We start from the raw sequence: 14,706 nt of genomic DNA on the forward strand, positions 1-14,706 counted from the left end.
TTTGTTGATTATTTATTTAATTTTTTGAGTATAATTATTCAGCACTTGTTTCTTCAGTGCTTTCTGCAGCAGCTTCTGGAGCTTCAGCAGGAGTTTCTTCTACAGCCGGAGCAGCTTCTTCAGCTTTAGCTTCTACTGTTTCAGGTTTGTTTTGAAGAGCAGAAACAACTCTTTGAATTGGAGATTGAAGTAATCCGATGATTTCTCCGATCATTTCTTCTCTAGACTTGATGTTAGCAAGTGAAGTTAAGTTTTCGTCTCCAACATAGAAAGTTTCCTGAAGGTAAGCAGACTTTAAAGCAGGCTTATCTTCTTTTTTTCTGAACCCTTGGATTAATTTTGCAGGAGCATTCGCAGTATCAGCAATCATGATTGCAGAGTTACCTTTGAATGTTGGGAACATTTCAGAGAAATCTACCCCATCAATTTGCTCCATTGCTTTTTGTAAAAGTGTATTTTTTACTACTTTTACTTTGATATTTTGTTTGAAAGCCTGTCTTCTGAAATCTGAAGACTTAGCAGCGTTCAATCCTTCTAGATCTGCTACGTATACTACTTTTGCATCCTGAAGCAAGTCTTTGATCTCTTGTATTGCTACAACTTTTTGGTCTTTTGTCATCGTCTTAAGGATTTAATATTAGTTAACAGATTTTGTATCAATTGCAATACCCGGGCTCATGGTAGAAGACAAGTAGATGCTTTTCACATAAGTTCCTTTAGCAGCTGTAGGCTTCATTTTCACCAAAGTCTGGATTAATTCCTGAGCATTTTCTTTGATCTTAGCAGCATCAAAAGACACTTTACCAATACCAGCATGGATAATACCATACTTATCTACTTTGAAATCAATTTTACCAGCTTTCACTTCAGTTACTGCTTTACCAATTTCCATAGTTACAGTTCCTGATTTAGGGTTAGGCATTAAACCTCTTGGACCTAATACTCTACCTAATGGACCTAATTTACCCATAACAGCTGGCATAGTAACGATAACGTCAACATCTGTCCAACCATCTTTTATTTTTTGTAAATATTCGTCAAGACCTACATAATCAGCTCCAGCTTCTTTAGCTTCAGCTTCTTTATCTGGTGTTACAAGAGCTAATACTTTAACATCTTTACCAGTTCCGTGAGGAAGAGATACTACACCTCTTACCATTTGGTTTGCTTTTCTTGGATCTACACCCAATCTTACAGCGATATCTACAGAAGCATCAAACTTTGTAGTGTTTACTTCCTTTACAAGAGCCGAACCTTCTTCAAGGTTATAGATTCTACCTTTCTCTACTTTGCTTAAAGCTTCTTTTTGCTTTTTTGTTAATTTTGCCATTTCAATAAGTTTTAAGCGTTAGTTGGTTTAGTTCCTGTTACTTTTAATCCCATAGATCTAGCAGTACCAGCTACCATAGAAAGTGCAGAGTCAATTGTAAAGCAGTTAAGATCTGCCATTTTATCTTCAGCGATTTTCTTTACCTGATCCCAAGATACAGAACCTACTTTGTTTCTGTTTGGTTCACCGGAACCTCCTTTGATCTTAGCTGCATCCATTAATTGAATTGCTGCAGGTGGAGTTTTAATTACGAATTCAAAAGATTTGTCTTCGTATACTGTAATTACTACAGGTAAAACTTGCCCTGGCTTGTCTTGGGTTCTTCCGTTAAATTGCTTACAAAACTCCATGATGTTCACACCTGCAGAACCCAAAGCTGGACCTACTGGTGGAGAAGGGTTAGCTGCGCCACCTTTCACCTGAAGCTTTACCATTTTAAAGACTTTCTTAGCCATTTTAATTTTTTTTAGTTTGAATAATTAATGAGTTTGGAAGCATTTATTATTCAGTAGGTTATGCACTCACATAACAATAAACCTACTTTTCGGATTGCAAAAGTATAAAATATTTTTGAAACTACAAACCGAAATTGCTGATTTTTAAAAAGTTTTAAGAAATTAATTGATATATAGAAGTTCACAGTATCAGTTCATTCCGCTTTTTCACTGACTATCTTCAGGATATATTTTATATTGGAGAAACTCAAAACAATTCATCACATTTTAAAATAAAAACAAGATCCTTATTTTTCTCATTTGTTGCTGTTAAGAACTTTTACTTTCTGATCAATCTTATCCCTATCTCTCTATTTTATCTTTATAATTTATATTTCTCTTTCAATATCTTTTCCCTTTATTCCATCCCCCCTATCAGCTATTACCATAATATAAGGCTTAGGTCTCAACATATCAATTAAGTATTTTGCATACATAAAAAGACCGCTGTCTGCAGTCTTTTTATATATAGTAGTGTCAATTAAAAACCGGACGGCTTGTTAATTGTTTGTGCAGAACCATCTGTTCCTCCCAGATTAGCGTTTACCTCATTGATATTATGCTTTGTGATCAATCTTCTATAAGCCATCAGGTAAAGGTCTACCGTAAAGTTATTGTAGGTTCGTGATGGAGTGGAAGTATTGGTTGCAATTATTCTACTGTCTGAAAATTTTGCTTTTATATGCCATGTTCCGTTGCTTTTGAAAGCGGTAACATCAGGTGACCCCTGTTTATTATCGTTAATTCCATTATCACCATAGTCAAGCATCACATTGGTACTGCCATCATTTAATTTAAATGAATAGTTATGAAGAACAACAAGGAAGTTATTAGCATCTATTTTGGTATCATAGTCTGCAATTCCGTTACCGGATACACCTGTAAGGGTAAGTTTAAGATAATTGAATAATCCACTGCTTTCCAGGTTTGGATCATACAGCTGAAGGGCGTTTTCGGATGTCGCCAAAAAGCTACCTCCCGTCATGGTAGGCTCCCCGGGATTTCTAAGATATAAAGAGTTGGTATATGTTTTCCCATTGACATCAAGAGTCTCTGTGGGTTTATCTGTCTTGATTCCTACTTTACCGGTCTGAGCATTCAAAAATAGTCCCAGGCCCATTATTATTGTAATATAAATTTTTCTTATCATATCTTTTTTATTGAAGGCCTAAAGGCGTATTAGTTGAAACTCCCGAATAAATCGGCGATGAAGAAGCTGAAACCGAACCGTTAAAAGTTCCCCAGTCTTTAACCAATGACTTTTCAAAAACATTAAGGGTAAGAGACCATGTTCCGTTGACCGAAGAAACAGTACCGGCACCTTTAAAACTTAAATTCACAGCATGATATTTCTTTCCTGCTTTTACGATCTGGCTTACTTCTGTAGAATAAGAACCGTAAGATTTGGGATTAGTAGAAGTGTTAGCTGCTGATACGGCATCTGTAAAAACAGCACCTGTAACAGCCACAACATATTTATCGGCATCTAATCCTGTATTCAGATTTACCACTTCATCCTGTTTTACATTTTTCAGAACGACATTATAAATATTAACAGGTGCTACGTTACGAAGTGTAATGTCCAGCAGTTTTACTTTACCCACAGGCGAAGTGTCTTTTGAACGGGTAAGAAGAAGATAGTTTCCCCTTGCCGTTGCATTTTCAGTATCTACCAAATAGGATTCAACCAATGTTTCACCTTCTACATCCAAAGTTCCTTTAGGATTTACTGTATTAATTCCAACCTGGGCGTTCATGCCCAAAGCTGCAAAAGCTACAAAGACTATTGCGATAATTTTTTTCATTATGTATGTTTTTTTATTGAATTAATGGAGCTGCAGCTGCACCGGTAGTAGAAGTTTTAAGATCCTGGGTGGTATTAAATTCTTTAGCGTATGATCTGTCATATACCAATAAATTGAGAGTCCATTCTCCCGTAGGCAATGTGGAAGATGGCGAGAACCCCTGATAATCTGCTTTCAGTTTCCAGGTATCTCCTGAAGAATAGGCAAAAATCTGAGGTACCGGAGTCAGCCAATCTGCAGAATAAGTTCTGGTGGGCTGAGTAAACCCAAAAGAAGAAATGACAACAAGGAATTTCTTAGAATTGATCTTGGTATCGAACTGGTTAACCCAGTCTTTATCTGAGGGATCACATGTGATTTTAAACTGGATAATATTAATGGGCGCCGGAGAATTGGGCACAAAAGAATCATTATAGGCCGTAATTTTGTTTTCCGGAGCTGGAGATTTGATCACAAAAGTGTAGTTTTCATCAGCCCCCAGCTTTTCCATAGGTTTTTTGAAAACCATTCCTGATGTTTTCATAGTCCCGTTAACGGTAAGTTCCTTTTCCGGTGTTGCAGTATTGATACCAACCTGCGCGTTTACAAATGCAACGGCCCCCGTTAAAAGGATCATCGAAGTAAATTTAATCATTGGATTATGTGTGTTTATTGTAGAAATCGCCTCTTCATGTTGAAATTTTCAATTTTGATTTCCGATATAGGCATAAAAGTTCAATACTTCTGCTGTACAGTGTATCAAATAAGAAAAATATAAAGTTTTATGGATTAGTTGCTTGATTGGTTACAATAAGTATGCCATATAAAGGAAAATAATGTACATAAATACCTTAAACATCAGTAAAAAATCAAACTTATCACCATATGGCGATAATTTCAACAATAGCAAAGTCCGTATAGAAGCATTAAAAAGGAATTGTAAACTGTGGATTTAATAAACAGCATTGCAAAACTTAAATGCACATAAATAAACAGAAAAAGAACCAGGTAAAGAAAATAAATATAAACTTATTAGTGACAGAGAACAAAACAAAAAAGACCGCTTTACAGCAGTCTTTTTATATTTATAAGTAATTATTATACTTTTTCTACTTGCATATAGCTAAGCTCCATTGGAGTTTTTCTACCGAAGATCAATACAGAAACTTCAATTTTCTTCTTATCTTCAAGAATTTTTTCAACAGTACCATTGAATCCATTGAAAGGTCCATCGATTACTTTCACATTTTCTCCTACGATATATGGAATTTCCACATCGCTGGCAAATTCTGATAGTTCGTCCATTCTTCCAAGCATTCTGTTTACTTCAGACTTTCTCATTGGAACTGGATCTCCTCCCTTTGTTAAACTTAAGAAAGATATTACTCCGGGAATGTTTTTAATAGCGTGAGGAATCTCTCCCATCAACTCAGCTTCAATCATCAAGTAACCAGGATAGTAAGGCTTTTCTTTAGGAACTTTTTTACCGTTTCTAATTTGAATAACCTTTTCCATAGGGATAACCACTTGAGTAACGTACTGCTCAAACCCTAAGCGTTTGATTTCTGTCTCAATATAGTTTTTCACTTTATTTTCCTGTCCGCTGATTGCTTTCAGCACATACCATTTCAGTTCGCTCATTATGGAAAATACTTTTAATTAATTGAACAAGTTGATTAGTATTCCTATGATGTTGCTGATTGCTTTTGAAAACAATTCATCAACTCCAAAGGTAAACAATGCCAGAATAACTGTCGCAATAGTCACTACAATAGTAGAAGACTGTAGGTCAGCCCATTTTGGCCATTCAACTTTATGTCTGAATTCGTTATAAGAACCTTTTAAAAAATCAACAAATGAACTCATAATTTATATTTGCACGGGCACAAGGATTCGAACCCTGATCAACGGTTTTGGAGACCGGTATCCTACCATTGGACGATGCCCGTAATTAAAAAAGCTTCCGAGAGTTTCCTTTCGGAAGCTTTATTTATTTTAAGATGATTAGTCTAAGATTTCAGTAACCTGACCTGAACCAACTGTTCTACCTCCTTCTCTGATCGCAAATCTAAGACCTACGTTAAGAGCGATTGGCTGTAACAATTCTACAGTGATCTCTAAGTTATCTCCTGGCATTACCATTTCTACACCTTCTGGTAAGAAGATTTCACCTGTAACGTCAGTAGTTCTTACGTAGAACTGAGGACGGTATTTGTTGTGGAATGGAGTGTGACGTCCACCTTCTTCTTTAGAAAGGATATAAACAGAAGCCTTGAATTTTTTGTGTGGCTTAACTGAATCTTTCTTAGCGATAACCATACCTCTCTTGATGTCAGTTTTTTCAATACCTCTCAACAATAGACCTACGTTATCTCCAGCTTCACCTCTATCTAGGATCTTTCTGAACATCTCAACTCCTGTAATAGTAGAAGTTAATTTCTCATCACCCATACCTACGATATCAACTGGATCTCCAGTGTTGATAACACCAGCCTCGATTCTACCAGTTGCTACAGTACCTCTACCTGTAATAGAGAATACGTCTTCGATTGGCATCAAGAATGGCTTTTCAGTATCTCTTGGTGGTTGTTCGATCCAAGTATCAACAGCATCCATTAATTCTTCAACGCTCTTGAACCACTTATCTTCTGTGTTAGCAGGAGAAGCAGTAGCTGCAGTAAGAGCTCCTAATGCAGAACCTTGAATTACTGGAGAGTTGTCTCCGTCGAAATCATAAGTAGACAATAAGTCTCTAAGTTCCATTTCAACAAGCTCTAATAACTCAGGATCATCTACCATGTCAACTTTGTTCATGAAAACAACGATTCTTGGTACGTTTACCTGACGGCAAAGTAGGATATGTTCTCTAGTCTGAGGCATTGGACCGTCAGTTGCAGCACATACTACGATAGCTCCATCCATTTGAGCAGCACCAGTTACCATGTTCTTAACATAGTCGGCGTGACCTGGACAGTCAACGTGAGCATAGTGTCTTTTTTCAGTTTCGTATTCGATGTGAGCAGTATTGATAGTAATACCTCTTTCTTTTTCTTCTGGAGCAGAGTCAATTGCAGAGAAGTCTTTTTTCTCAGCAAGACCTTTGCTAGCTAATACAGCAGAAATAGCAGCTGTAAGAGTAGTTTTACCATGGTCAACGTGACCAATAGTACCAATGTTCAAGTGTGGTTTGTTACGATTAAACGTTTCCTTTGCCATGATTGTAAAATTATTTATTTATTGTTTTTCAAATTTTCGGTGTGCAAATATAATGAATTTTTAAATACCAAAACCTTTTTATTGAAAAAAGTTTCAATATTCAAATCCAATGAAGTACAAACCTTATATTTCAATGTATTGAGACTGCAAATTTACACAATTTTCTGAATTGAAAAAAACTTTAAGAAACCTTTTCCGAAAAACCCTGAAACCCAATATATAAAAGAATAAAATTTGTTATTTCATCTTTACTTTAGTATTGCTCTGTAATCCTCATTTCATCTTTTTATTTATCCGTTGACATTCTGAATGATCTTATAAATAAGTACAAAGCCAAAAAGAAGGCTCCCCCTATCATGATCAGCGATGTAGAATTCTGGCCAAAGGCAACAAAAGAGAAAAATTCATTGCAAATAAAGCCAATGGTATTGATATTAAAGAAGCCAAGAATTAACAAATACAGAACGATCAGTATGAATGCAATTCCTCTATAATTTGGATTAAATAAACGGGCAAGTATTTTTTTCACTTTATTTCTGAAACTTACAGGAAGCAAATAAGCAGGAATAAACAGACTATAGAGCCCTATTGAATACATAAATGAGATATTCAGCATCAGAAGTACATTAAGGTGAAAAAAAACGGTTAGCAGAAGCATCAACCTGAAAAACTTCGGATAAAGAAAAGCTACTATAAAAATGGTTTCAAAAAAGACAGTCATATAATCCAGAAACTCCCAGAACACTTTAGAATGTATTCCGTCATAAAAATCCGAAAGAAAATCATTCCATCCTATAATATACCTGTACTGACTAAAAAAGATCTGGGTATACTGGGTATCCATACTTAGCCAACCTCCTAAAATTTTAGAAAGTCCGGCGGTAAACATTCCGAAACTGAAGATCAGGCTTATCATGAACAGAGGCCACGACTTCGCTGGACCATCCGTTTCTTTTTCGGGCTCCGGAAAGAAACTGTAGGTTCTGTTCCATGGTGAAAATGCCATTATTAAGATCGGCAGAGTATAAACAAAATCATGGTTCACTTTTCCAAAAGAATAGGCATAATTACTGGTCAGTACATACACGGCCATATAAAGTATTGCAAATATCCTTGGTTTATAGCCTATCAGAATCAACAGCAACCCAAGGTACATTATGTATCTGCATAGCACAAAGAAAATTTCTGAGGGAATGAAATCTATAAAAGACAGTACACTGATAGGCGGATGCATGGCACTGTTAGGAATAGAATGAATCCAGCTGTTATCAGACACTCCCATCCATAATAGGAACAGAGAGAAAAATATCCGGTAAAAAGCCAGAAACTCATAGCTTGGACGGTAACTGGTGAAAGGAAGTTCTTTTAGTTTATTCATCATTGTTAATTTAAAATCGGAAACTCAATACAGTATCCCGGACGGCTGTATCATTCATTTTTCTTGTGGTGATATCGAAATCTTTAGTTTCATTGATCACCTCCATGCCTGTTACTTCTTTGTCCGGAAACCTTTCTCTTAATTTTTCTACAATGAATTTTTTGCTTTCGTTTAGGTCAACTTTTTTAATATTCCGGTTAAGGATAGACTTTTTTAAAAGATAAAGTTCCTTTTTATAGAGAGGCAGACTGTTTATCCGGCTGTCTAAAACCGGATATTCCTTGGGAAAAAGTAAATTTTGGATTAGGGTGATCTGTATCGTTCTGGGTATTTTATCTCCCAGATAATCATTATTGACTAAAATACTGTCCGCTCCATCTTTAAAAAAGACATGGGAAGTTGTTTTTGTAAATTTAATATACTTTCCGTCTTTTATAGGATATGAGGAAAATCCCGGAAAATTAAAGGATGGATATGTTTCTTCAATATTCATCTTAAAAATCAGCTGCAGTGGGAGCAGGATGATTAAAAATCCAAATAGGAAGAGAACCGATTTCTTGTAGTGTTTCATATTGTGTTTTAACATTTGCAAAGTAAGACATATTATAAGAGCTTTTGTAAGCCTGTGTTTGAAAATAAGGAGGAACTTTCTACAAATGTCGTAAAGGTTGGGAGCTCATTGTTTTTGTGGTTATCATTTGTTTATAATTAATTCGCCAATTTAATTATTTTATTTGAAATCATACAAGAGAAAGCTAAAAAAGACTTCGCCCTGGGAAAACCGGGGCGAAGAAGTTATATAAAAACAAGATTAAATGGGCCGTAATTTTTGGGTTCTGTTGAAAATCCAGAAAATTATCGGGAAAATAAGTAAGGTAAGGACGGTTGCTGTAATAAGGCCTCCAATGATGACAATTGCCAAGGGTTTTTGAGATTCTGATCCAATTCCTGTAGATAAAGCAGCCGGCATTAATCCGATAGATGCCATAAGTGCCGTCATAATCACCGGTCTGGTTCTGGATTTAACACCACTTAATATGGCTGTATCTATATCCATTCCTTCTTTTACATTCTGATGAAACTCTGTAATAAGGATTACCCCATTCTGGATACAGATTCCCAAAAGGGCTATCATCCCTACTCCTGCAGAAATACCAAAGTTTATTCCGGTCACATGCAGGGCAATAATTCCTCCTATCAGAGCAAAAGGTACATTGGCCAATACAAGAAGTGAATCTTTAATATTTCCAAACAGGATAAATAACAAAAAGAAGATCATCAAGATACTTACGGGCACCACCTGAGCCAGTCTGTGTGACGCCCGTTGCTGGTTTTCAAACTGGCCTGTCCATCCTATAGAATATCCATCAGGAAGCTCAATCTTTTCCACTTTTTTCTGAGCATCGGCAATCGTACTGCCCAGATCCCTGTCTCTGATTGAAAACTTGACCCCAATATATCTTTTAATATTATCTCTGTAAATAAATGCAGCTCCGTTGTCTTTTACAATAGTACTTATTTCCTTCAACGGGATTTTTGCTCCGTCCTGGGTAGGTACCATCAAAGAGGCTATATCATTTTCATCTTTTCTGTATTCCTGGGAATAACGGAGACGAATAGGAAATTTCCTTTCCCCGTCAAACATTTCGGAAGCTGTTTTGCCACCAAAGGCCATTTCCAGCACTGCCTGTGCATCTGCGGGCATTACACCGTATGCTGCCATTTTATCCCGGTCTAAAACAACACTTACTTCCGGCTGACCGATATTTTTAATGATTCCGGGATCTTTTACCCCTTTTACATCTTTAATTTTTACTAAGATTTCTTCTGCCAGCTTATCCAGAGTTTCTAAGTTATCTCCATAGATTTTAATCCCGTTTTCGGCTTTAAAACCTGCTACTGCTTCGGCCACGTTATCTGAAATCGGCTGAGAGTAGTTGAACGTAATGCCCTGATAGCTCCGAAGTTTTTTATCAATTTCATTAATTAGTTCTTCATAAGTGATCTTACGTTTCCATTCTTCCCTTGGTTTGAGATTTACGGCAAACTGTACAAATCCAAATCCATTGGGATCTGTACCGTCATTGCTTCTACCCGTCTGGGCCAGAACATCCGTAACTTCAGAAAAGCTCATAATATCTTTCTTTAAAAGGTCTGCTGTTTTAAGGGACTCTTTTAATGATGAGCTCATTGGCATTTCCGCGGTAATCCACAAAGAACCTTCATTCAACTGGGGTAAGAATTCCGTTCCGAGAAACCTACCTGAGAATAACGTTAATGCGAGGAATGAGATGGCAACGATCATGCTGGTCTTTTTATGCCTGAAGGTCATATTAAAGCCTTTTAAAACAATTCTGTCCCAAAAATTGACAAAAGGATTGTTCTTTTCTTTTACATTTTTATTTAAAAGGATATGAGAAAGAACAGGAACAAGGGTTAATGTAAATATCAATGCTCCTATCAATGCAAATCCTAAAGTAAAGGCCAGAGGCGAAAACATCTTCCCTTCTACTTTCTGGAATGAGAAAATAGGAATCAGGGATGTGATGATAATCAGCTTTGAGAAAAAAATGGCTTTTCCCAACCCGGTGCCGGTTTGTTTGATCCAGCCACCTTTTGCCAGTTTATTAAATTTTTCTGTTCCATATTTATGGGCTTTATGATCGAGCATTACAAAGAGTCCTTCCACCATGACGACGGCTCCGTCAATGATAATTCCAAAGTCAACCGCTCCCAATGAAAGTAGGTTGGCACTCATTCCTGCCAATTTTAAGCATAAAAATGCAAACAGCAGGGATAAAGGAATAATAATGGAAACAATCAGCGTAGTTCTCCAGTCTGCCATAAAGATAAGAACGATTACCGTTACCAGAATAATTCCTTCAATAAGGTTGTGCATCACGGTACGTGTCGTAAAATCCATCAGATTATCCCTGTCATAAAAGGTTACCATTTTTACATCTTTTGGAAGAATCTTTTCGTTGAGTTCTTTAATCTTGGCTTTTACACCTATTAAAACCTCTCTTGGATTCTCTCCTTTTCTCATTACCACAATTCCTTCTACAGTATCTTCATGGGTATTCAAACCCGCCTGCCCTACCCTGGGCATAGAACTTTCATGTACTTCGGCTACATTTTTCACCAAAACAGGGTTCCCACTGTCATTCTGGATGGTGATATTTCCTATATCAGCTACAGATTTTACCAAACCTATTCCTCTTACGACATAGGCCTGTCCATTTTTTTCAATAACATCTCCCCCAACATTCAGGTTACTTTTAGTCACAGCATCGTATACCTGCAGCGGAGTTAAATTGTATTTATCCAAAGCCCTGGGATCAATACTCAGTTCAAAAACTTTATCCTGACCTCCGAAAACATTAATATCCGCCACTCCCGGCACTCCTCTCAAAGCACGGTCAATAACCCAGTTCTGAAGGGTAAGCAGTTTACGGGAATCTTTTGTTTTACTTTCCAGCGTATATCTGAAAATCTCGCCGGTAGGCCCGTAGGGTGGCTGTACTTCAGGATCTACCTCATCAGGAAGGCTAATGGTTCTTAATTGGTTATTGACCTGATTTCTGGCAAAAGTATCGTCCACCCCATCGTCAAACAGAATTTTCACAATGGAAAGTCCAAACATAGTGGTACTTCTCACGCTGGTTTTCTTCTGGACCGGGCTCATAGCTAATTCGATAGGGGTAGTAACAAAACGTTCCACTTCTTCTGCACTACGCCCATTCCACTGGGTAATGATTACAATCTGGGTATTGGTAACATCGGGAAAAGCTTCAATCGGCATGTTTTTGAAACTTATAAAGCCGGCAATCGCCAAAATAGCTACCCAGATAAAGGTAAATGCTTTATTTTTTAATGAAAAAGCGATTATATTTTTAATGAATTTATTCATAGTAGAAATTAGATGTTAGACTTTAGATATTAGACTAATAACTAAATGTTGAATTGTTGAAGGTTCTTGAACCATTAAGTTTTTTATTTAAGGAGTTGAGATTGTTAAGTAACCCGCAGGCGAATTGACTAAGTTGCCATGCTTAAAAAACATCTTGGATGTTTTTCTTAATTAAACTTACCTTCTTAATTCTGCATAATAATATTCTTAATGTTTCAAATTAAAACTCAAACAAAATTTAATTATTCAAAGAGCGGTAAATCAACAGCTGATTGTTGGTAATCACCTCCTCTCCTTCGGTCAGCCCATCTGCGATATAAGTGACATCACCTACCTGTTTCTGAACCTTAACTTCTTTCACCTTCACATCTGTTCTGGATTTATAAACCACCACAAAACTTTTGTTATCATCAAAGATCACGGCCTTGGAAGGAACCGTCAGCATCGTATTATTTTCCAAACTGGATACTTTTATCGTAGCCTTACTATCCGGAATCAGCAACCCGTTAGCATTATCCAGAACAACTCTGGCCTGCATTGCATTGGTTTGCGGATCAATAATTTTGAATATTTTATCAATTTTACCATCAAAAACTTTATCCGGATAAGAAAGTGTAGAAACCTGCGCTTTCATTCCCAGGCTTATTTTATCAATATCTGATTCATTAACGTTCATGATAGCCCATACATTCGTGGTGTTGGCTACATCAAAAATATTTTCACTTCTATCGCTTCTCAGCTGCATATCCTTATTGATACTTTTCTGAACGATATATCCGCTGATTGGAGCTACCACACTGTAAATATTACCCGACTTTACATTATATACCGTACTTATAGCAGAGGCTCTCTGTAATTGATCCTGAGCTTTCTGCAACTGGCTTTTAGCTTCCAGTACATCTCTTTCTGTATTAAGTTTTCCTTCGTACAGCTCCTTAGCAACCCGAAGATTATTCGTAGCCACTACCAAATCAGTTTTTGAATCGCTTACATCTTTTTGAACTTCCGCGAGTTCCGTACTCCTGATGGTGGCCAGCACCTGTCCTTTTTTAACGTAATCCCCCAACTCTACATTTACACTCATTACATTTCCGCCTACAAGCGGATATACATCTATATAACTGTTTTTATCTGCAGAAATCTTTCCGTAAAAGCTATACACATCTTCTATATTCTTTCTCTCCGCTTTAGCTAAAGAAATAGAACCCAGCATCGTATTGCTAAGCTCGAAGCCTTTCTTAGGCTGATTTGTTTTTTCTTCCTCTTTTTTTGAACAGGCCAGTAATAATAAGACCATCAATACAGGGATAATATATGTTTTCATAGTTAATAGAAGATTTTCGTTTGTATTAATTGATTAAGTTGTTCCGCCGACTGCATGATTTCATTCTTCATATCATAAATTTGGAGCGCTGCTTCTCTATAGCTGTCCATAAAATCTGTAAATTCGATAAGATTTACATTTCCCTTTCTAAAATTGGTTATCATTCCGTTATAGACCACATCCATATTTTTCAAATCTGTTGTTTTGATATCCCGCAGCTGATCATACTGTGCTTTCCATGTTTTGTAAGCAGACTGTATTTTAGTTTCAAGCGTTAATTTTTGAAAGTCTGCATTTTTCTGGTTTTGCTGAATGGCATAATTTGCTTTTTCAACATTTCCCTGATTGGCTTTCCATAGAGGCAGAGGAATTCCCAGGGTAAGATTCACTTCATTATTAAAAGTGCCTCCTGCCTGATCCCATGCAGCTCCAACATTCAGGTCCGGAATATTCAAGGATTTTTGCCATTGAGCGTATAATTTGCTATTATCAATTAATTTTAAATGATACCGATAATCCGCATTATTTTCAAGGGCCTTTTTTCTCAGTTCTTCGGCATCACCAAAAGGCTGGGCAGCCAGAGCCTCCTTAGCTTCCGGTTCTGACATTTGTGGCTCTATATCTTCCGGAATTCCCGTTAAAATTTTTAGATTCTGTTCAAAATCAAGAATATTCTTATTGATTTCAAGTTTATCGTGATTCAGCTGAATAACAAGGCTCTGTAATCTTACAGCATCTTTAAGTGATACGTTTCCCTTCTCTGACTGTACACGGTAAGCGCTTAGAAGATCATTCATATATCCTAATTGCTTATCGGTATTCTCCAGTTTTAGTTTTTCATAATAGAGGTTGAAATAAGCAGTACGAAGCTGGGCTCTCAGATCTACCAGTAATTGCGAAAACTGGAGCTGAGCCAGTTCTTTATTGGATTTTGCAAAGGCTATTTCATTTTTCTTTTTTCCTCCCATGTAAATGAGCTGTGTAATGCTTCCTCCTTTTGAATGGCCAGCATCAAAGAGCTTTTTATCTCCGGGGTTATAAGCATTGAACTGTCCGCTGAGCTGTGGCAGCTCCCAGATTTTGGCCTGTAGAATATCAGCATCTGCCATGTTAATATTGTACTGTTCGGCAAGCAGCTGGAGGTTGTTCTTTTGGAAAGCTTCTTCACAATCCAAAAGAGACATTTGCTGCTGTCCTGCCATGAATGAGGAAATGGCTAGAAACAGCATTGCTATTCTGTTCATTATTATTCTTTTTAAACTACAAAATT

Annotated in this window: 14 protein-coding genes and 1 tRNA gene; all 15 read right to left on the bottom strand. The window is 36.8% G+C overall.

The annotated features are described in order from the left end of the window. Positions 1 to 34: 34 nt before the first annotated feature. Positions 35 to 619 (bottom strand): 50S ribosomal protein L10, encoded by a 585-nt coding sequence (rplJ, locus tag MP477_RS07635; RefSeq protein WP_230037626.1) that lies wholly within the window; start codon positions 617 to 619, stop codon positions 35 to 37. Between the two features lie 18 nt (positions 620 to 637). Further along, positions 638 to 1,330, bottom strand: a complete 693-nt coding sequence (gene rplA / locus MP477_RS07640) for a 50S ribosomal protein L1 (protein WP_047493574.1) — start codon at positions 1,328 to 1,330, stop codon at positions 638 to 640. 11 nt (positions 1,331 to 1,341) lie between these two features. After that, on the bottom strand, positions 1,342 to 1,785 hold the full coding sequence (gene rplK, locus MP477_RS07645; protein ID WP_230037624.1) for a 50S ribosomal protein L11: 444 nt from the start codon (positions 1,783 to 1,785) through the stop codon (positions 1,342 to 1,344). 520 nt (positions 1,786 to 2,305) lie between these two features. Beyond that, a complete protein-coding gene (locus MP477_RS07650; protein ID WP_230037623.1) occupies positions 2,306 to 2,974 on the bottom strand; it encodes a hypothetical protein in 669 nt (222 codons plus the stop codon). 7 nt (positions 2,975 to 2,981) lie between these two features. After that, entirely contained in the window at positions 2,982 to 3,629 is a 648-nt protein-coding gene (locus MP477_RS07655) for a hypothetical protein (RefSeq protein WP_257189862.1), read from the bottom strand. A 13-nt stretch (positions 3,630 to 3,642) separates the two neighbouring features. Continuing rightward, a complete protein-coding gene (locus tag MP477_RS07660) occupies positions 3,643 to 4,263 on the bottom strand; it encodes a hypothetical protein (RefSeq protein ID WP_230037619.1) in 621 nt (206 codons plus the stop codon). A 443-nt stretch (positions 4,264 to 4,706) separates the two neighbouring features. Beyond that, positions 4,707 to 5,249 (bottom strand): transcription termination/antitermination protein NusG, encoded by a 543-nt coding sequence (nusG, locus tag MP477_RS07665; RefSeq protein WP_230037617.1) that lies wholly within the window; start codon positions 5,247 to 5,249, stop codon positions 4,707 to 4,709. 18 nt (positions 5,250 to 5,267) lie between these two features. Next, positions 5,268 to 5,474, bottom strand: a complete 207-nt coding sequence (gene secE, locus MP477_RS07670; protein ID WP_047493559.1) for a preprotein translocase subunit SecE — start codon at positions 5,472 to 5,474, stop codon at positions 5,268 to 5,270. A 12-nt stretch (positions 5,475 to 5,486) separates the two neighbouring features. Then, a tRNA-Trp gene (locus MP477_RS07675) sits at positions 5,487 to 5,557 on the bottom strand. Positions 5,558 to 5,612: 55 nt separating this feature from the next. Beyond that, positions 5,613 to 6,824, bottom strand: coding sequence for an elongation factor Tu (gene tuf, locus MP477_RS07680; RefSeq protein ID WP_103291895.1), 1,212 nt, complete (start codon positions 6,822 to 6,824; stop codon positions 5,613 to 5,615). 286 nt (positions 6,825 to 7,110) lie between these two features. Continuing rightward, positions 7,111 to 8,205: a hypothetical protein gene (locus MP477_RS07685; RefSeq protein WP_257189863.1), complete on the bottom strand. Its 1,095-nt coding sequence runs from the start codon at positions 8,203 to 8,205 to the stop codon at positions 7,111 to 7,113. 7 nt (positions 8,206 to 8,212) lie between these two features. Then, positions 8,213 to 8,773, bottom strand: a complete 561-nt coding sequence (locus MP477_RS07690; RefSeq protein ID WP_230037613.1) for a hypothetical protein — start codon at positions 8,771 to 8,773, stop codon at positions 8,213 to 8,215. A 240-nt stretch (positions 8,774 to 9,013) separates the two neighbouring features. Next, on the bottom strand, positions 9,014 to 12,112 hold the full coding sequence (locus tag MP477_RS07695; protein WP_257189864.1) for an efflux RND transporter permease subunit: 3,099 nt from the start codon (positions 12,110 to 12,112) through the stop codon (positions 9,014 to 9,016). Positions 12,113 to 12,350: 238 nt separating this feature from the next. Next, positions 12,351 to 13,436, bottom strand: coding sequence for an efflux RND transporter periplasmic adaptor subunit (locus MP477_RS07700; protein WP_257189865.1), 1,086 nt, complete (start codon positions 13,434 to 13,436; stop codon positions 12,351 to 12,353). A 2-nt stretch (positions 13,437 to 13,438) separates the two neighbouring features. Further along, positions 13,439 to 14,680, bottom strand: a complete 1,242-nt coding sequence (locus MP477_RS07705; protein ID WP_257189866.1) for a TolC family protein — start codon at positions 14,678 to 14,680, stop codon at positions 13,439 to 13,441. Positions 14,681 to 14,706 lie beyond the last annotated feature (26 nt).

It is taken from the genome of Chryseobacterium sp. WG23 (assembly GCF_024586575.1).
Classification (GTDB): domain Bacteria; phylum Bacteroidota; class Bacteroidia; order Flavobacteriales; family Weeksellaceae; genus Chryseobacterium.